This window comes from Candidatus Pelagibacter sp. HIMB1495 (assembly GCF_052047955.1).
Taxonomy (GTDB): Bacteria; Pseudomonadota; Alphaproteobacteria; order Pelagibacterales; family Pelagibacteraceae; genus Pelagibacter.
Window position 1 is genome coordinate 937038 of sequence record NZ_JBNAIQ010000001.1, and the last position, 16583, is coordinate 953620.

Consider the following 16583-nt stretch of genomic DNA (forward strand, 5'->3'; position numbering starts at 1 on the left):
ATGAATGGCAAGATATTTATTATTGAAGACGAACCTTCAATAATTCAATTAGTTCAACATAATCTAGAAAAAAACGGTTTTATAGTATCATCATCATTAAATGGTAATGATGGTTTAAAAGAATTAAAAAAATTTCAACCTGATCTACTATTATTAGATTGGATGTTACCTGATCTTTCAGGGGTAGAAATTTGTAAAAGTATAAGAAAAGATAATAGTTTTAAAAGTTTACCTGTGATTATGCTAACCGCCAAAGGTGAAGAAGAAGACAAAATAAAAGGGCTAGATAGTGGTGTAGATGACTATTTAACTAAACCATTCAGCTTTAATGAATTAATGGCAAGAATGAAGGCTGTGTTAAGACGATCTAATCCAAATATAGTATCTGACAGTTTAGAGTATGAAGATCTAAGCTTAGATAGAATTGAAAAAAGAGTGTTTAGAGATCAACAAGAAATTAAGCTTGGACCAACAGAATTTAGATTGTTAGAATTTTTTTTAACTAATCCTAAGAGAGTTTATTCAAGAGATCAAATTTTAGAAAATGTTTGGCCAAATAATGTAAATGTTGAAAGCAGAACTATTGATGTCCATATCAGAAGATTAAGACAATCTGTAAATTTAAAAAATAAAAAGGAATTAATTAGAACTGTAAGATCTTCTGGTTATTCACTTATTTAAAAAAACTTTTTTTACTAGATAAACAGCTATTATCATTCCAATTAATTCAGCCAATATATAAAACGGTGTATTCAAATAATTTATACCAGTAAATGACTCTGTAAAAGTTCTAGCTATAGCAACAGCAGGATTTGCAAATGACGTTGAAGAAGTAAACCAGTAACCAGCTGTAATATATAAACCAACAGAAGCTGCTACAGCAATTTTACCCGATTTCATAGAACCAAAAATTATCATTATAAGACCTAATGTAGCTACTATTTCTGATACAAATATATAAATGCCATCTCTTGATTTTGTTGATAGCTCAAATATTTGATGTTCAAAAAAAAAATTAGCTAGAGCAACTCCCAACATACACCCTAAGATTTGAGCTGAAATATAAAAGGGAAGTAATCTTTTTTTTAATTTTCCCGTAATTGTCATTGCAATACTAACAAATGGATTAAAATGAGCACCAGATAAATCAGCAAATACTGTAATTAATACAAATAAACCAGCGCCTGTTGCTATAGTATTGGCAATTAGCATTACAGCTATATCGTTAGTCAGATTTTCAACCATTAAGCCTGATCCAACTATGATCATTACTAGAAAGCAACTTCCAATAAATTCTGAAAGAAAATATCTATTTTTATTTTTCATTTACCCAATCTTTAATTTTAATACTTATAATATTGAATGTGTTTCTAATAATTATTTGCTTTTCTTCATTATTTGCACTTTGAAGTTTGGATACAGGATCTTCAATATCCCAATGTATTATTTGTTCCTTTTGAGGCCAGATAGGGCACACCTCATTATTTGCGTTATTGCAAACTGTTATTACATAATCCATTTTTATTTCATTATTTATAAATTTCTCAAAGTTTTTAGAATTATAATTAGTTAGATTGTAATTTTTATTTTTCTCTAAAAAACTTTTTACATCTTCATTGATTTTTCCAGAAGGATTGCTTCCAGCACTAAAAGCTTTAAATTTATTTGAGTATTCGTTATTTATAATACTTTCAGCTATAATACTTCTTGCAGAATTACCAGTGCATACAAATAAAACATTTTTCATTAAAAAATAATTTTGTAAATACCGATTACAAATAGTGGAATTTGTAATCCAAAATTAGTTAAAATAGCCTTATCCTTTAACAAGAACCCTGAAATTGTCCATCCAACAACACCCAGTCCATGAAAATATATATTCAGTGGATAAATATTAAGATTTGTAAGCAAAATACCAGTTAATACTAAGAATGTACTTATCCATTTAAGATATTTTTTTAAAAATAACATTCAAAATTTATATGAATGTTATGTTAAAGATTTATTACAAAGAACTTTAATGTAATTTAATTTTTTTGGAGTTCATAGATTGAAACGTAGTGTTTCTTTTTAGGTAGTGGGATTATTGTCGGAACTTTAGTTAATCTTGGTTTTATTGATTTATTTCCTACAATAATATTTTTATCATAATTTTCTAAATTGACTTCTGGATGAGGGTTTCCATCATTGATTAATGGCCAAGCATCACAAGCTCTATAACCAAATAAAATTAAGGGTCTTGAGTTATTCATTTGGTTGTGTCCAGACCCATGAACTGATCTACAATGAAAAAAAACAACTGTTCCAGCCGTTCCAGTTATGGAAACACTATCTTTAGTTCCTATTTTATTTTTTTTAGTATCTATTTTTCCAACAAAATAATTTTCTTTGCTGTGGTGGCTGTATAATTTCTTTTTGTGTGAATTTTTTATTATTTTAAGAGGCCCATTTTTCTCATAGCAATCATCTAAATATATACCAACTGTGATTAAATCATCATTGGTATGAGGGTAAAAAGCCCAATCTTGGTGCCACCCAATTTCACTTCCCTTTTTCTTATTTGGAAGCTTAAAATTTAATTTACCAAGATGAAATCTAACTGTTCCACCTAACAATTTTTTAGCTATGGATATAATTTTTTTATCCCTAGATAATTCATAGAAGATTTTATGCCTGTTCTGAGGGTTATTTAGTCTTAATATTTCTTTATTCTTTGATGAGTCTGAATTGTAAACAAAATGGTAATTATTATAGGATTGAGTTCCATTTGCACCATTGCCATTTTTTTTCTTTTTCTCTTTTGAAATTACTTCATTAACAATTTTATTTATTTTGTTTATCTTTGTTTGAGAAATTAAATTTTCTTTAACAAGATAGCCATTTTTTTTAAATAAATTTAAATCATTCATAAAATCGAATTATGAAGAAAATAAATCCTCTTAGAAAAAATTACAATGCTTATTGTATTATAAAAATATCAGTGAATGTTATATATTAATCCGAGAATTTAAAAAAATTCCCGGATTAAACCTAATTTTTAATTAACAACCTTTGAAAGATGCAGACATATTTCTAATTAAATTGAAATATAGATCATTGCCTGGATCTAATGTTGCACCTAGAGGATCTAAAACACCAGTTTTAATCTTCATATCTTTTGCTACAGCATTGATAATATCAGGATTAAATTGAGGCTCTGAGAACACACAAGCTACTTTATCATGCTCAATAATTTCTCTTATTTCAGCGAGTTGTTCTGCACCAGGCATTACATCCGTATTAACGGTAAATGCACCTAATATTTTAACGTTAAATCTTTCCTCGAAATATTGATAAGCATCATGGAATACAATTGAAGAAACACTGTTACTTAAGTCTGTCATTACATCAATTGTAAGTTTATCGATTTCTTGTAAAGCGTTAGCTAAATTACTTTTGTATTTAGCTTCATTTTTTGGGTCATTTTCAATTAAATGTTCTGCCATCTCATTTAATATAGCTTTTGCATTAATTGGGTCCAACCAAATGTGCGGATCAAATTCGCCATGTGCATGTCCATCATGATCATCATGTCCATGGTCGTCATGATCATCTTCTTTTTTACCGTGGTCATCATCATGTCCATGGTCGTCATGATCATCTTCTTTTTTACCGTGGTCATCATCATGTCCATGGTCGTCATGATCATGTTCGTCAAAAATATTTCTTTCTCTAAATTTTAATACTTGTAATCCTTTGATTTCTATTAGTTCAATTTTTTCAGCTTTTTTTGCGATTGAACTTAACGGTTTTTCTAAAAAATTTTCTAAATCTTCTCCTACCCAAAACACAAGATCAGCATTTTGAAGCATTTTTGCATGAGAGGGCTTCATTGAAAATCCATGAGGGGAGCTATAACCATCCACTATTAGATCTGGTTTACCTACACCATCCATTAAATAACTTGCTAATGAATGTATTGGTTTAATAGAAGCAACTACTTTAATTTCAGCATTTGCTGATGAAAATATTGTTAAAAAGAATATTAATGAAAAGATTATTGGTAATTTTTTTAGATTTATCATAAGTAATTATTTAAAAGTTGTTATATTATAACATTATGTAATAATATAACATTTACAAGTCAAGGAATAAATGAATTCTGAGAATAAAACTTTGGTTCAACTAAATAATGCAGGCTTTCGACAAAATGGAAAGTGGTTGGTAGAAGGTGTTTCGTTAAAAGTTGAAAAAGGAAAAATTGTAACTTTAATTGGTCCTAACGGATCAGGAAAAAGTACAACTGCAAAAATTGCTTTAGGAATATATAAAAATATAGAAGGGAATGTTGAAAAATATACTAACAAGATTGGATATGTTCCTCAAAAAATATCTATAGATTGGACATTACCTCTTCGTGTTTATGATTTTATGCTGTTAACAGAAAATATTGATGAGGAAGTGATAGATGAAGCTTTAAATTTAACTGGTGTCATTCACTTAAAAAATAAAAATTTAGGAAATTTATCTGGGGGTGAGTTTCAAAGAGTTTTAATAGCAAGGGCTATTTCAAAAAAACCAGAATTATTAGTTTTAGATGAACCTGTTCAAGGTGTTGATTACACAGGTGAAATTGCTCTTTATGAATTGATTAAAAAAATTTCAGACACTCTTAATTGTGGAATTTTATTAATTTCACATGATTTACACACTGTCATGACAGCTACTGATCATGTTGTTTGTCTAAATGGTCACGTTTGTTGTTCTGGTACACCAATGGATGTGGCAAAAAATAACGAATATAAAACCTTATTTGGTGAAAAAGCATCTCAAATTCTTTCTGTATATGAACATAAACATGATCATGTTCATTCAGAGGAAGGAGAGATAGAGAAAAATTAATATGTTTGATGATTTTTTTATTAGAGCTTTAGTTGCTGGAATAGGTGTAGCTTTAGTTACTGGACCCTTGGGTTGTTTTGTAATTTGGAGAAGATTATCTTATTTCGGTGATACACTCTCTCACTCAGCTTTATTAGGAGTGACTATGGCTTATTCTTTAGAGTTAAATATAGCCTTATCTGTTTTTGTAATTTCATCTGTAGTTGCTTTAATTCTTATTCAACTTCAAAAAAAAACTAATCTACCTGGTGATGCTTTGCTAGGTTTGTTGGCCCACTCTTCTTTAGCAGTAGGCTTGGTTGTGATAGGTTTTTTAACATTCATTAGATTTGATATAATGGGTCTGTTGTTTGGTGACATATTGGCTGTAACTACAAATGACATACTAATAATTTGGATAGGTGGTGCTATCATCTTGCTGATTTTAAAATTGATATGGAAACCTTTATTTGCGTCTACTGTTAATTACGAATTAGCGGAGGCTGAAGGATTAAATCCTGAGCGCGCTAAAGCCGTATTCACAATTTTAATGGCAGCAATCATCGCAATTTCAATAAAAATGGTAGGATTATTATTAATAACCGGAATGCTAATCATTCCAGCAGCTATGGCCAGAAACATCTCAGACAGCCCTCAAAAAATGATATTCTTCTCAATTATAGGTGGTTTATTATCTGTAATACTAGGATTGTTTTCCTCACTTGAGTTTAATACAGCCTCAGGACCATCAATAATTGCTGCATCATTATTATTATTCATTTTGTCCTTATTTAAAATAAAGCAATCCATTCAATTGAAAAACTAATGACTAATTGATAAGAATTTATAAATGCAAAAAGAACATAATCTTTCTAAAAACCAAAAAATAATTTTTGATCTTATTGATAAATCTGGCGAACCTATGAAGGCTTATTCAATTCTTTTTAATGTTCAAAAAAAAGGGATTAAAGCACCACTGCAAGTTTATAGAGCTTTAGATAAGTTAGTTGAAATTGGAAAAATTCATAAGATTGAAAGTAGAAATGCTTTTATCGCATGTCAAAATTCTAGTTGCCAAATTTCTAAAGCAACAGCTTTTTCTATTTGTGAAAGCTGTGAAAAAGTTTCAGAGATAAATAATTCAAAACTTTCAAAATATTTATCAAATTTTCAAGATGACTCAGGAATGAGATACAACAAGTATAATTTAGAATTTTTTGGTTTATGTAAAAAGTGTAAATCGAAGTAATGAGCACAGTATCCTTAACCTTAGATGAAATATTTGAACTTGCCAAAAAAACTCTGTTGGCTAATGGATGCGATGATGAAACAGCATCAATTTTATCAGATTTAATAAAAAATGCAGAAAGAGATGGTTCAGTATCACATGGTTTGTTTAGATTACCAGCGTACGTTACAGGACTAAAAAGTGGAAAGATCAATGGTAAAGGTGAACCTGAGGTTAAAAAAATATCTCCATCAGTAATTAAAGTTGAAGGAAATAATTGTTTAGCACCAGTTGTTTTAAATAAAGGTCTACAAGAATTAGCTAAAGCCGCAAAAGAAAACGGTGTTGCGGTATTAGCAATAAATAATTCACATCATATGGCTGCTATGTGGCCTGAAACAGAAAAACTAGCTGAAGATGGTTTAGTTGCATTTGCATGTACGTCTTACAAACCTGCTGTTGCACCAGCAGGAGCAATAAAACCATTATTTGGAACGAACCCAATTTCATTTGCTTGGCCAAGACCTGGCAAAACTCCGGTTGTTTATGATATGGCAACTGCATCGATGGCAATGGGTGAAGTTCAGGTTGCTAAAAGAGAAGGGCACAAAGTTCCACTTGGAACTGGTTTGACTAAAGATGGAAAAGAAACAACTGATCCGGGTGAAATTGCTGATGGTGGAGTATTATTACCGTTCGGTGGTTATAAAGGTTCTGCAATTGCAATGATGGTTGAATTATTAGCGGGCGCTTTAGTTGGTGATAATTTTAGTTATGAAACAGCTGCTAAAGATAATAACGATGGCGGACCTCCAAGCGGTGGTGAATTTATATTAGCAATAAATCCAGATAAAACTTCAGGAACTGATTGGCAGAAACATGCAGAAGAATTTTTTGAGAAGATGAAATCAATGGGTGAAGTAAGATTACCAGGTGAAAGACGTCATAAAAATAGATTGGACACTGGTCCAAGAAATATAAACGAAGAGTTAGTTAATAAAATTAAATCTTTAAGCTAAAGTAATTTCAATAGGAGTGTGGTCAGAGGGTTTTTCTCTTCCACGAGGATCTTTGTTGATATTTATATCTTTAATTTGATCAATTAGTGAATTTGAAACTAAAAAATGGTCAATTCTCATGCCATTATTTTTTTGCCATGCACCTCTCATATAATCCCAAAACGTATATCCTTCTTTCTCTTCATTAAAATATCTATACACATCATTGAAACCTAGATTTATCATCTCTCTAAATTTTTTTCTGATTTCCAACCTATATAAAGCGTCATCCTCAAAACTTTTTACATTATAAACATCTTCTGCTGATGGAATTATATTAAAATCACCAGCTAAAATTAAATTAGGATTTTTTTTAGATAAAGTTTTTAGTTGTTTGATTAATTGATCAAGCCAATTTTTTTTGTAGTCATATTTTTCAGTATCAACAGGATTTCCATTTGGTGTGTATATATTAATTAATTGAATAGTTTTTTTCTTATATTCAAATTCAGCAGAAATTATTCTTGATTGTTTTAATTTATCTTTAATTAAATCAGTTTTAGTATTTTTTAATTTATTTTTAGAAATAATTGCTACACCATTATAACTTTTTTGACCAAATACGTGGCTTTCATAATCCATTGAAGAAAAATCATCATAAGGAAAATTGATATCTTCGGTTTTGATTTCCTGCATCATTAAAATATCTGGTTTATATTTTAATAAATAACTTTTGATATTTTCAATTCGTGCTCTTACAGAATTGACATTCCAGGATGAAATCAGCATTAAAGTGAGAAAGAAACACCGCAACCACAAGAGGATTTTGTTTGTGGGTTAGATATTTTAAATTGTTCACCTATTAACTCAGAAACATAATCAACTTCAGATCCTTTAAGTAAATCTGCAGAGGTTTTATCAATTAAAATATTTTGATAATTTAAATCGTCGTCTTGTTTTGATTTATCGAAAGTGAATTCATATTGAAATCCTGAACAACCACCACCTTTAATAGCGATTCTAAAAAAAGAACCTTTGTCTTTTTTTGCTAACAAACTTTCTATTTGTTTTAACGCATTATCTGTAAATTTAATTTCTTTAATCATGTCTCAACACTGATATTACTAATATAATACTTAATTATTTTAATTAAAGGATGAAAAAAGACGCTTTGTTAGGGGTATACAAAAGTAAAGGCAGACTAATTAAGGAAGCTAATTCAAAATATCGATCTCCTTTTCAAAGAGATAGAGATCGTATTATTCATAGTGCATCATTTAGAAGGTTAAAACATAAAACCCAAGTATTTGTTAATACTGAGGGGGATCATTTTAGAACAAGGATTACTCACTCAATAGAAGTTGCCCAAATTGCAAGATCAATAGCTAAATATTTAAAATTAAATGAGGATTTAGCCGAAACTTTAAGTTTAGCACATGATTTAGGCCACACTCCGTTCGGTCATGCTGGAGAAGATGCCTTACATGAATGCATGGAGAATTATGGTGGTTTTGATCACAACATTCAAACTTTAAGAATAGTTATGTTTTTAGAAAATAAGTATTTTAAATTTAAGGGATTAAATTTAACTATAGAAACGTTAGAAGGTCTTCTTAAACATAACGGACCAGTTGAGGATATTGGTTTAGTTAACAAGCTAATAGGGCTTAAAACCTTTAAAGGTAAAATTAAATATAATTCATTTCCCTCTCTTGAAGCTCAAATTTCAGCAATTTCAGATGATATTGCATATAACAATCATGATATTCAAGACGGAATAAAAGCTAATCTTTTTAAAATGGAGGAATTGATCGAAATAGATTTTTTTAAAAATATTCATAAAAAATATAAAAATAAAATTACTAATAAAAATTATAAAATTGTAATTTATCAAATTATAAGAGACTCAATTGATCTCATGGTTAGAGATTTATTGAACAATACCCAAAAAAATATTCAAAAACTTAAGGTAAAATCCTCAAGAGATGTAGCTAAATCTAATGAGTTAATCGTTTGTTTTTCTAACCAAATTAAGAATGCAGAAAAAGAAATTAAATCTTTCTTAAGAGACAAAATGTACGACAACAAGTCAGTATTGAAAAAAAATCATAAAGGTAAATTAATAATTAAGAAATTGTTTAAAATAATTAAATCAAATCCAAGAAAATTTTTGTCCAAAGATCAATTGACTAAAGACAAATATAGAGCTATTTCAGATTTTATATCTGGTATGACTGATAGATATGCTATTAACCTTTATAACGATAATAAATGAATATTTTTGAATTATATTTAGATAAAATTAAATCTGTTATCGTTGATTTGAATAAAAATAATAAACTAGAAATTCCAGAGAATTTTACTGGTATTAATGCAGAAATACCTCCACCAAAATTTGATTGTGATATTTCAACAAATGTTGCGATGGTTTTATCAAAAATCAATAAAACTTCACCATTACAGCTCGCAGAAAAACTTGCTCCCGAAATTAAAAATAATGACAGCGAAATTGAAACAATATCTGTAGCCAAACCAGGATTTATTAATATTAAATTTAAACCATCTTATTGGTCAAATTTTATTAAAAATATCACTGATAATGCAGATAGTTTTGGAATAAATGACAAAGAGAAAAAAAATAATTATTTAGTAGAGTTTGTTTCAGCAAACCCAACAGGTCCTTTACATGTAGGACATTGTAGAGGTGCTATTCTAGGAGATGTTATCTCTAATGTTCTAATTTTTAATAAACACAAAGTTACAAAAGAATATTATGTGAATGATTATGGTAACCAAATTATAAATTTTACTAAATCAGTATATTTTAGAATTAGAGAAGTTCATTTTAAAGAAACATTTCCTGAGGATAATCCTGATTTGTATCCTGGGGATTATCTAATTGATTTTGCAAAAAATATAATTTCAAATAACTCAGAACTTAAATTTGATAATTTTGATGAAATTAGAGATAAATTAACAGTCTTATCAATAGAGCAGGCGCTTCTGCTTATCAAAAACAATCTTAAAAGCTTGGGTATTAAACATGATAATTTTGTTAGTGAAAAAAATATCGTATTAAACAATGAAGTTGAAAGTGTAATAGATTTTTTAGAAAAAAATAACTTTATTTATAAAGGAAAAATCAAAGCCCCAGCTGGTGAAGATAACAAAGATTGGGTTGAAAGAGAGCAATTATTATTTAAATCAACAGAATTTGGTGACGATAAAGATCGTGCACTTCAAAAATCTGATGGCACATGGACTTATTTTGCAAGTGACGTTGCTTATCATAAAAATAAAGTTGATAGAAATTTTGATTACTTAATCAATATTCTTGGAGCAGATCATGCAGGTTATATAAAACGGATTACCTCCTCGGTTGAAGCACTGTCTGGAAAAAAAGATACGTTAATTTGTAAAATTAGTCAGTTGGTAAAGTTAATTAAAGATAACAAGCCTTTCAAAATGTCTAAAAGAAAAGGAGATTATATTACCGTAGATGACTTGATTGAAGAAGTTGGAAGAGATGCAACAAGATTTATTATGCTTAACAGAAGTAGTGATGTTGAATTAGATTTTGATTTCGATGCAGTCAAAGAAAAATCTAAGGACAATCCATTATATTATGTTCAATATTGTTACGCTAGAATTTCATCTGTGTTTAGACATATAGATAAAGACTTAAATTCAAAAATTGAATTAAATGATTTCAATTTTGAATATTCTAATAATGAAATTAAAATTTTAAAAAAATTATCTGAATGGCCAAAATGTATTGACGCAGCTAGTACAAAATTAGAACCACATAGAATACCTGTTTACTTATACGATCTTGCATCAGAATTCCATTCGTATTGGAATTTAGGAAAACAATTTCCTGAAAAAAGGTTCATTAATGATCAAAAAACAGTCTCACCAGATAAATTGATCTTTTTGAAGGCTATTTCTAATGTAATAAAAACAGGAATGAATATTGTTGGTGTCGATACACCAAATCAAATGTAATGCTTAAAGAAATAAAGTACTTAATATTTGTTTTAGTAATACTTTTATTTATATTTTTTACAGGAAAATATTATTTTTCCGATGAACACCAAAAAAAATCATACAGATCTCATCAAAATATTGATGAGAAAATAAAATTATATTCAAAAAATTTACCAGTTTTAGAGAATGATACTCAAAATGTAATTGAGTATGTTAAGCAAACAAACAAAAAGAAAAAGAAAAAATTTAATTTTTGGAAATTATTAGACAATGATAAGTAAAAGAAAATCTTTTATAGTTGGTTTAAAATCAACAAAATTATCTAAAAATGAAATTTTATTTCTAAAAAAATATAAACCCTGGGGAATTATCCTATTTACTAGAAATATTAAATCCTTTGATCAAGTTAAAAAATTAACCTCTAGCATTAGAAAAATTTTTAAGGATAAAAAATATCCAATTATGATTGATCAGGAAGGAGGAAGAGTAAACAGATTAAGAAATTTAATTTCCTTTGATAATATGACATCTGAATATTTTGGAGATTTGTTTAATAAAGATAAAAAAAAATTTGAAATCGTTTATAAGTTATTTGTAGACAAGACTTCTTATTTATTGAATTTAATTGGTGTGAATATTAATACTGTTCCAGTTTTAGACCTTAGAGTTAATGGCGCAAGCAAGGTAATTGGCGATAGATCTTATTCAAAAAATAAAAAAATTGTCTCTAAATTAGGGGATATTTGTATTGAATTATTTCAAAATAACTCAATAGGAACTGTAATGAAGCATATACCTGGTCATGGTTTAGCAAAAGTCGACAGTCATTATTCAACACCGATTATTAACAAAACATTTGGATATCTTCTTAAAAACGATTTTTGGACATTTAAAAAGAAGAAATGTTTATTTGCAATGACAGGTCATGTTGTTTATTCAAAAATTGATAAAAATAACACTGCCACTCACTCTAAAAAAATAATTAATATTATTAGGAAAAATATAGGATTTAAGAATATTTTAATTTCAGATGACTTATCAATGAAGAGTTTAAGTGATGATTTAAAACTTAATACTATTAATTTATTCAGCGCAGGTTGTAATATAGCACTTCATTGTAATGGAAATATGAAAGAAATGAAGATAGTTGCAGAAAATTCACCTCAAGTGAATAGTTTTATTGTTAAAAAAACATCTCAATTTTATAAAATTTTAAGTTAATATCTTTTAATGTCTGCCACTGATTCTGAATTGTTTAATGTCGATATAAATAATTATAATGGACCATTAGATGTACTTTTAGATTTAGCAAAAGCTCAAAAAGTTGATCTTGAAGAAATATCTATAACTAAGTTAGCAGATCAATTTCATGAGTATATTACTAACGAAAAAAACTTAAATTTAGAAATTGCTTCTGAATATCTTTTAATGGCTACGTGGTTAGCTTATTTAAAATCAAAATTACTTTTACCTGGTACCCCTGAAGAAGAATTTAAAGTTCAAGAAGTTGCTGAAAAGTTAAAATTACAGCTAAAAAAATTAGAATTAATTAGATTATTATCTGAACAAATGCTTAAGAGAAAAAGATTAGGTAGAGAGATAAGAACTAGAGGCATGAAAGGAAATATTAGATCAATTTATAGTACTGAATATAATTTAAGCTTATTTGAACTAATGAAAGCTTACTCAACAATAATAATGACTAAAGATTTTCAAAAAATGAATATTCCAAAACTTCCTGTGTTCACAACAGAAGATGGAATTAAAACAATTAGAGAATTTTTTGGCAAACTATTTGAATGGAAAAAACTTGATGAATTAATACCAAGTAATTTTAAAAGTGGTTCAAAATACAAGAAAACTGGTAAGGCTGGAATTTTTGCTGGATCATTAGAATTAGTTAAAGAAGGAAATTTATCAATCAAACAAGATAAATTGTTTGATGAAATATATGTAAAGGAAATAAATGATTAAAAAAGCAAAAGCTTCAAAAGATAATGTTTTAAAGTTTCCATCAAAATTATCAGATTTGGATAAAGAAATAGAAGCAATTATTTTTGCGGCAGCTGAGCCTTTAGATGTAGACACTATAGAAAGTAAAGTTTCTAAAAAAGGTAACGTTCCAGAGTCTTTAGAAAAATTAAAACAAGAATATTCCAACAGGGGAATTAATCTAATTTGTATTAAAGATAAGTGGTCTTTTAGAACGTCACCAAATTTATCAAGTTTGATGTCGCAAGAAAAAACTGTTGAAAAGAAACTATCAAGAGCTGCAGTAGAAACATTGGCTATAATTGTTTATCACCAACCGGTTACGAGAGCTGAAATTGAAGAAATAAGGGGAGTTGCTTTTGGCACTAATACTTTAGAGATATTAATGGAATTAAATTGGGTAAAACCAGGTGGTCGAAAAGATGTTCCAGGTAGACCAATTCAGTACATAACTACTGATGATTTTTTAAGTCATTTTAACATACAAAAATTATCTGATCTTCCAACAATTGATGAATTAGGAGCTGCTGGTTTAATTGATAGTTCAAGTGTTGATAATGCTATTTTTGGGACTGGAAAATTTTACAAAGAAAAGCAAGAAGAGAAAAAAGAAGATATTTATTCTAATATAGATGAAATGCTTAATAGCACTCTAGATCCTGAAGAGAAAGAATAGTAAAAAGTAACTTTCAAAATAACCTTAAAAAGGTTATAAGTTTTTTATGAGTATAGGAATTTGGCAAATAGCTATTGTAGTTATATTGGTTGTTTTATTGTTTGGAAGAGGAAAAATTTCAAGCTTAATGGGTGATGTAGCTAAAGGTATTAAAAGTTTCAAAAAAGGAATGGCGTCAGACGTAACTGACGATACAGAGCCAAAAAATATATCTGACGATAACAAAGACTCGGATAACAAAAATTAATTTAAATGCCTACTATCGGTTGGTTTGAAATTTTAATTGTTGTTGCTATTGCAATAATAGTTCTTGGACCAAAGGATTTTCCAGTGATGTTAAAGAAAGCAGGCTCCTGGATTGGATCAGCAAAAAGGTACGTTAATAATATTCAAAATGAAGTTTCAAATCTAGAGATAGATGAAGAAAAAATTGATAACGAAATAAAAAAAGAAATTAAAAAAGATGAGTAATGAAGATCAGGAAGGTGGATTTGTAAGTCACCTAACAGAACTAAGAAAAAGGTTAATAAATAGCTTTATCTTTTTATTTATCTTTTTTGTTATTTGTTACTTATTTGCAGAACATATCTATGGTTTTCTTGTTGATCCATTTGCAAGAGCTGTAAAAGAAGACGGCTCTGATAGAAGATTGATATTTACAGCTTTACAAGAGACCTTTTTAACATATATTAAAGTATCATTCTTCACTGCTTTTTTTGTTACATGTCCATTTATCTTGATGCAAATTTGGAAATTTATTGCACCTGGATTGTACAAACATGAAAAAATAGCAATTCTGCCTTACCTTATATTAACACCAATATTATTTTTTTTAGGAGGCATGCTGGTTTATTATTTGATAATGCCTCTTGCGATTAAATTTTTTCTTTCATTTGAAAGCACAGGTCTTTCTACAAATTTACCAATCCAATTAGAGGCTAAAGTTAATGAATATTTATCACTAGTTATGAAATTAATTTTTGCTTTTGGTATCAGTTTTCAGTTACCAGTTGTTTTAAGTCTATTAGCTAGAATCGGAATTGTTGATAGTCAATTTTTAAAAGAGAGAAGAAAATATGTGGTTGTTATAATATTTGCAGCAGCTGCATTGCTAACACCACCAGATCCAATTACTCAAATAGGTTTAGCAATACCTTTATTAATTCTGTATGAATTATCAATATTTTCAGTAAAATTTATAGAAAATAAAAATTTACAAAAAGAAGATGCATAACATTAAAGAAATACGAAAAGATTTTTCCAAATTTCAAAAATCTCTTGAAAAAAGAAATTTAGAAGTAGATTTTGAAAAAATTCAAAAATTAGATGAACAAAATAGAAATTTAATTCAAAAAAAAGAAAGTTTAGAAAAAGAAAAAAAAGATATTTCTAAATCAAAAGATGAGAGTTTGTTTAAGAAATCTAAAGAAATTAGCAAGGAACTCGAGAAAATTGTAGAAGATCAAAAACAAATTAAGTTTGATTTAGATAGTATAATGTCTAGCATACCCAATATACCACATGAAGATGTTCCAAATGGTAAAGACGAAAATGATAACAAAGAAATATTAAAATCAGGAGAGATACCCAATCTAGAATTTAAACCTAAAACACATTACGAATTAGGTGAAAAACTAAATATGCTTGATTTTGATTTAGCTACAAAAACTACTGGTTCAAGATTTGTATTTGTAAAAGATAAATTGGCTCTTTTAGAAAGAGCAATATCAAATTTTATGCTTGATACGCATATTCATCAAAATGGTTATCAGGAAATATCACCTCCATTAATGGCATCAGAAAGCACTATGTACGGCACTGGACAGTTGCCAAAATTTGAAAATGATCAGTTTGAAATTAAATTTGACGAAGGTTCAGATAGAAAATTTTTGATACCAACAGCAGAGGTGATTTTAACCAATATTGTTAAAGATAAAATGATTGATCTTAAAAATTTACCAATGAGATTTGTTGCTTCAACTCCTTGTTTTAGAAAAGAAGCTGGAAGTTATGGAAAGGATACAAGGGGCATGATTAGGCAGCATCAATTTTACAAAGTTGAAATGGTAAGTATTGTTGAGAATGAAAAATGTTTAGAAGAATTAGAGAGAATGACAAATTGTGCCACTGACATACTAGATAAATTAGAATTACCTTATCGAAAAGTAATTTTATGTTCAGGTGATATGGGTTTTAGCGCAGAGAAGACCTATGATATTGAGGTATGGTTACCATCAGAAAATAAATATAGAGAAATATCTTCATGTTCATCTTGTTCAACGTTTCAAGCACAGCGTATGAAGGCAAGATATAAAAATAATAATAAGGAAAATGTTTTTGCAGGTACGTTAAATGGAAGCGGTTTAGCTGTTGGAAGAACTCTGATTGCAATTATGGAAAACTATCAGCAAAAAGATGGTTCTATTATAATTCCTAAAGTTCTAAGACCTTATATGAATAATATGGAATTGATTTCTAACAATTAAAGTTGTTTTAATTAGTTAGATGGTATAAGAATGCCATAATTTAAAGGAGATTTATGGAAGGTTCAGGAATAGGTCAATTTATACCGCTAATTTTAATTTTTGTTATTTTTTATTTTTTCTTAATCAGACCACAGCAAAAAAAAGTTAAAGAGCATAAAGCAATGGTCGAAGGTTTAAAGAGAGGTGATAAAGTAGTCACATCAGGTGGTATAACAGGAAGAGTAGAAAGATTAATTGATAACGACAAAGTAGAAGTTGAAATAGCTGAAAATGTTAAAGTAGAAATTGTTAAAGCTACAGGTATTCAAAGTCTCTTAAACAATACTCCAGAAGTTAAAAAATAATCAATTAAGATA

The 16583-nt window shown here is 28.4% G+C and carries 23 protein-coding genes; 16 read left to right on the plus strand and 7 right to left on the minus strand.

Features of this window, described 5'->3' with window-relative positions:
* Positions 1 to 681 carry a phosphate regulon transcriptional regulator PhoB gene (gene phoB / locus ACTTAW_RS04980; protein ID WP_440651378.1) on the plus strand — a complete coding sequence of 227 codons (681 nt, stop codon included), beginning with the start codon at positions 1 to 3 and terminating at the stop codon, positions 679 to 681.
* Here the strand turns inward: phoB and ACTTAW_RS04985 are convergent.
* The 5 genes from ACTTAW_RS04985 to ACTTAW_RS05005 form a co-directional block, all read right to left on the minus strand.
* Positions 670 to 1326, minus strand: coding sequence for an MIP/aquaporin family protein (locus tag ACTTAW_RS04985; protein ID WP_440651379.1), 657 nt, complete (start codon positions 1324 to 1326; stop codon positions 670 to 672). The genes phoB and ACTTAW_RS04985 overlap by 12 nt on opposite strands.
* Positions 1316 to 1747, minus strand: coding sequence for an arsenate reductase ArsC (locus tag ACTTAW_RS04990; protein WP_440651380.1), 432 nt, complete (start codon positions 1745 to 1747; stop codon positions 1316 to 1318). The genes ACTTAW_RS04985 and ACTTAW_RS04990 overlap by 11 nt, the downstream gene beginning before the upstream one ends.
* Entirely contained in the window at positions 1747 to 1971 is a 225-nt protein-coding gene (locus ACTTAW_RS04995) for a DUF6552 family protein (protein ID WP_075506507.1), read from the minus strand. Before ACTTAW_RS04995 ends, ACTTAW_RS04990 begins: the two co-directional genes overlap by 1 nt.
* Positions 1972 to 2027: 56 nt before the next feature.
* Entirely contained in the window at positions 2028 to 2909 is an 882-nt protein-coding gene (locus ACTTAW_RS05000; RefSeq protein WP_440651381.1) for a phytanoyl-CoA dioxygenase family protein, read from the minus strand.
* Positions 2910 to 3041: 132 nt separating this feature from the next.
* On the minus strand, positions 3042 to 4064 hold the full coding sequence (locus ACTTAW_RS05005) for a zinc ABC transporter substrate-binding protein (protein WP_440651382.1): 1023 nt from the start codon (positions 4062 to 4064) through the stop codon (positions 3042 to 3044).
* Positions 4065 to 4134: 70 nt separating this feature from the next.
* Between ACTTAW_RS05005 and ACTTAW_RS05010 the strand changes: the two genes are divergently transcribed.
* Genes ACTTAW_RS05010 through ACTTAW_RS05025 form a run of 4 tightly spaced genes read left to right on the plus strand, consistent with a single transcriptional unit; the run spans position 4135 to position 7107 of the window.
* Positions 4135 to 4881 carry an ATP-binding cassette domain-containing protein gene (locus ACTTAW_RS05010; protein WP_262589235.1) on the plus strand — a complete coding sequence of 249 codons (747 nt, stop codon included), beginning with the start codon at positions 4135 to 4137 and terminating at the stop codon, positions 4879 to 4881.
* A gap of 1 nt (position 4882) precedes the next feature.
* Positions 4883 to 5686, plus strand: coding sequence for a metal ABC transporter permease (locus tag ACTTAW_RS05015; protein ID WP_440651383.1), 804 nt, complete (start codon positions 4883 to 4885; stop codon positions 5684 to 5686).
* A 24-nt stretch (positions 5687 to 5710) separates the two neighbouring features.
* Entirely contained in the window at positions 5711 to 6109 is a 399-nt protein-coding gene (locus tag ACTTAW_RS05020; RefSeq protein WP_440651384.1) for a Fur family transcriptional regulator, read from the plus strand.
* A complete protein-coding gene (locus tag ACTTAW_RS05025) occupies positions 6109 to 7107 on the plus strand; it encodes an Ldh family oxidoreductase (protein ID WP_440651385.1) in 999 nt (332 codons plus the stop codon). The genes ACTTAW_RS05020 and ACTTAW_RS05025 overlap by 1 nt, the downstream gene beginning before the upstream one ends.
* Here the strand turns inward: ACTTAW_RS05025 and xth are convergent.
* Both xth and ACTTAW_RS05035 read right to left on the minus strand, forming a co-directional pair.
* Positions 7099 to 7875: an exodeoxyribonuclease III gene (gene xth, locus ACTTAW_RS05030; protein ID WP_440651386.1), complete on the minus strand. Its 777-nt coding sequence runs from the start codon at positions 7873 to 7875 to the stop codon at positions 7099 to 7101. The two genes, ACTTAW_RS05025 and xth, sit on opposite strands and share 9 nt — an antisense overlap.
* Positions 7875 to 8192 (minus strand): HesB/IscA family protein, encoded by a 318-nt coding sequence (locus ACTTAW_RS05035; protein ID WP_262589230.1) that lies wholly within the window; start codon positions 8190 to 8192, stop codon positions 7875 to 7877. Before ACTTAW_RS05035 ends, xth begins: the two co-directional genes overlap by 1 nt.
* 50 nt (positions 8193 to 8242) lie before the next feature.
* Here ACTTAW_RS05035 and ACTTAW_RS05040 point away from each other — a divergent pair, with 50 nt between their 5' ends.
* Genes ACTTAW_RS05040 through yajC form a run of 11 tightly spaced genes read left to right on the plus strand, consistent with a single transcriptional unit; the run spans position 8243 to position 16571 of the window.
* On the plus strand, positions 8243 to 9361 hold the full coding sequence (locus ACTTAW_RS05040) for a deoxyguanosinetriphosphate triphosphohydrolase (protein ID WP_440651387.1): 1119 nt from the start codon (positions 8243 to 8245) through the stop codon (positions 9359 to 9361).
* Positions 9358 to 11091: an arginine--tRNA ligase gene (gene argS, locus ACTTAW_RS05045; protein WP_440651388.1), complete on the plus strand. Its 1734-nt coding sequence runs from the start codon at positions 9358 to 9360 to the stop codon at positions 11089 to 11091. Before ACTTAW_RS05040 ends, argS begins: the two co-directional genes overlap by 4 nt.
* Complete coding sequence (locus ACTTAW_RS05050) at positions 11091 to 11354, plus strand: hypothetical protein (protein ID WP_440651389.1); 264 nt, start codon at positions 11091 to 11093, stop codon at positions 11352 to 11354. Before argS ends, ACTTAW_RS05050 begins: the two co-directional genes overlap by 1 nt.
* The gene (locus ACTTAW_RS05055) at positions 11344 to 12294 is read left to right on the plus strand and encodes a glycoside hydrolase family 3 N-terminal domain-containing protein (protein WP_440651390.1); all 951 of its coding nucleotides are present in this window, start codon (positions 11344 to 11346) and stop codon (positions 12292 to 12294) included. Before ACTTAW_RS05050 ends, ACTTAW_RS05055 begins: the two co-directional genes overlap by 11 nt.
* 9 nt (positions 12295 to 12303) lie before the next feature.
* Positions 12304 to 13047, plus strand: coding sequence for a segregation and condensation protein A (locus tag ACTTAW_RS05060; protein WP_440651391.1), 744 nt, complete (start codon positions 12304 to 12306; stop codon positions 13045 to 13047).
* The gene (gene scpB / locus ACTTAW_RS05065; protein WP_440651392.1) at positions 13040 to 13741 is read left to right on the plus strand and encodes an SMC-Scp complex subunit ScpB; all 702 of its coding nucleotides are present in this window, start codon (positions 13040 to 13042) and stop codon (positions 13739 to 13741) included. The genes ACTTAW_RS05060 and scpB overlap by 8 nt, the downstream gene beginning before the upstream one ends.
* Positions 13742 to 13787: 46 nt before the next feature.
* The gene (gene tatA, locus ACTTAW_RS05070) at positions 13788 to 13988 is read left to right on the plus strand and encodes a twin-arginine translocase TatA/TatE family subunit (protein ID WP_262589223.1); all 201 of its coding nucleotides are present in this window, start codon (positions 13788 to 13790) and stop codon (positions 13986 to 13988) included.
* Between the two features lie 5 nt (positions 13989 to 13993).
* Positions 13994 to 14212, plus strand: coding sequence for a Sec-independent protein translocase protein TatB (gene tatB / locus ACTTAW_RS05075; RefSeq protein ID WP_262589222.1), 219 nt, complete (start codon positions 13994 to 13996; stop codon positions 14210 to 14212).
* Complete coding sequence (gene tatC, locus ACTTAW_RS05080) at positions 14205 to 14975, plus strand: twin-arginine translocase subunit TatC (RefSeq protein WP_440651393.1); 771 nt, start codon at positions 14205 to 14207, stop codon at positions 14973 to 14975. The genes tatB and tatC overlap by 8 nt, the downstream gene beginning before the upstream one ends.
* On the plus strand, positions 14968 to 16227 hold the full coding sequence (serS, locus tag ACTTAW_RS05085) for a serine--tRNA ligase (protein WP_440651394.1): 1260 nt from the start codon (positions 14968 to 14970) through the stop codon (positions 16225 to 16227). Before tatC ends, serS begins: the two co-directional genes overlap by 8 nt.
* 53 nt (positions 16228 to 16280) lie before the next feature.
* Positions 16281 to 16571 (plus strand): preprotein translocase subunit YajC, encoded by a 291-nt coding sequence (gene yajC / locus ACTTAW_RS05090; protein WP_262589219.1) that lies wholly within the window; start codon positions 16281 to 16283, stop codon positions 16569 to 16571.
* The last annotated feature ends 12 nt before the right edge of the window (positions 16572 to 16583 follow it).

Excerpts from the sequence above, each read along its gene's own strand:
- phoB (WP_440651378.1), top strand. The coding sequence starts at position 1 with ATGAATGGCAAGATATTTATTATTGAAGACGAACCTTCAATAATTCAA.
- ACTTAW_RS04985 (WP_440651379.1), bottom strand. The coding sequence starts at position 1,326 with ATGAAAAATAAAAATAGATATTTTCTTTCAGAATTTATTGGAAGTTGC.
- ACTTAW_RS04990 (WP_440651380.1), bottom strand. The coding sequence starts at position 1,747 with ATGAAAAATGTTTTATTTGTATGCACTGGTAATTCTGCAAGAAGTATT.
- ACTTAW_RS04995 (WP_075506507.1), bottom strand. The coding sequence starts at position 1,971 with ATGTTATTTTTAAAAAAATATCTTAAATGGATAAGTACATTCTTAGTA.
- ACTTAW_RS05000 (WP_440651381.1), bottom strand. The coding sequence starts at position 2,909 with ATGAATGATTTAAATTTATTTAAAAAAAATGGCTATCTTGTTAAAGAA.
- ACTTAW_RS05005 (WP_440651382.1), bottom strand. The coding sequence starts at position 4,064 with ATGATAAATCTAAAAAAATTACCAATAATCTTTTCATTAATATTCTTT.
- ACTTAW_RS05010 (WP_262589235.1), top strand. The coding sequence starts at position 4,135 with ATGAATTCTGAGAATAAAACTTTGGTTCAACTAAATAATGCAGGCTTT.
- ACTTAW_RS05015 (WP_440651383.1), top strand. The coding sequence starts at position 4,883 with ATGTTTGATGATTTTTTTATTAGAGCTTTAGTTGCTGGAATAGGTGTA.
- ACTTAW_RS05020 (WP_440651384.1), top strand. The coding sequence starts at position 5,711 with ATGCAAAAAGAACATAATCTTTCTAAAAACCAAAAAATAATTTTTGAT.
- ACTTAW_RS05025 (WP_440651385.1), top strand. The coding sequence starts at position 6,109 with ATGAGCACAGTATCCTTAACCTTAGATGAAATATTTGAACTTGCCAAA.
- xth (WP_440651386.1), bottom strand. The coding sequence starts at position 7,875 with ATGCTGATTTCATCCTGGAATGTCAATTCTGTAAGAGCACGAATTGAA.
- ACTTAW_RS05035 (WP_262589230.1), bottom strand. The coding sequence starts at position 8,192 with ATGATTAAAGAAATTAAATTTACAGATAATGCGTTAAAACAAATAGAA.
- ACTTAW_RS05040 (WP_440651387.1), top strand. The coding sequence starts at position 8,243 with ATGAAAAAAGACGCTTTGTTAGGGGTATACAAAAGTAAAGGCAGACTA.
- argS (WP_440651388.1), top strand. The coding sequence starts at position 9,358 with ATGAATATTTTTGAATTATATTTAGATAAAATTAAATCTGTTATCGTT.
- ACTTAW_RS05050 (WP_440651389.1), top strand. The coding sequence starts at position 11,091 with ATGCTTAAAGAAATAAAGTACTTAATATTTGTTTTAGTAATACTTTTA.
- ACTTAW_RS05055 (WP_440651390.1), top strand. The coding sequence starts at position 11,344 with ATGATAAGTAAAAGAAAATCTTTTATAGTTGGTTTAAAATCAACAAAA.
- ACTTAW_RS05060 (WP_440651391.1), top strand. The coding sequence starts at position 12,304 with ATGTCTGCCACTGATTCTGAATTGTTTAATGTCGATATAAATAATTAT.
- scpB (WP_440651392.1), top strand. The coding sequence starts at position 13,040 with ATGATTAAAAAAGCAAAAGCTTCAAAAGATAATGTTTTAAAGTTTCCA.
- tatA (WP_262589223.1), top strand. The coding sequence starts at position 13,788 with ATGAGTATAGGAATTTGGCAAATAGCTATTGTAGTTATATTGGTTGTT.
- tatB (WP_262589222.1), top strand. The coding sequence starts at position 13,994 with ATGCCTACTATCGGTTGGTTTGAAATTTTAATTGTTGTTGCTATTGCA.
- tatC (WP_440651393.1), top strand. The coding sequence starts at position 14,205 with ATGAGTAATGAAGATCAGGAAGGTGGATTTGTAAGTCACCTAACAGAA.
- serS (WP_440651394.1), top strand. The coding sequence starts at position 14,968 with ATGCATAACATTAAAGAAATACGAAAAGATTTTTCCAAATTTCAAAAA.
- yajC (WP_262589219.1), top strand. The coding sequence starts at position 16,281 with ATGGAAGGTTCAGGAATAGGTCAATTTATACCGCTAATTTTAATTTTT.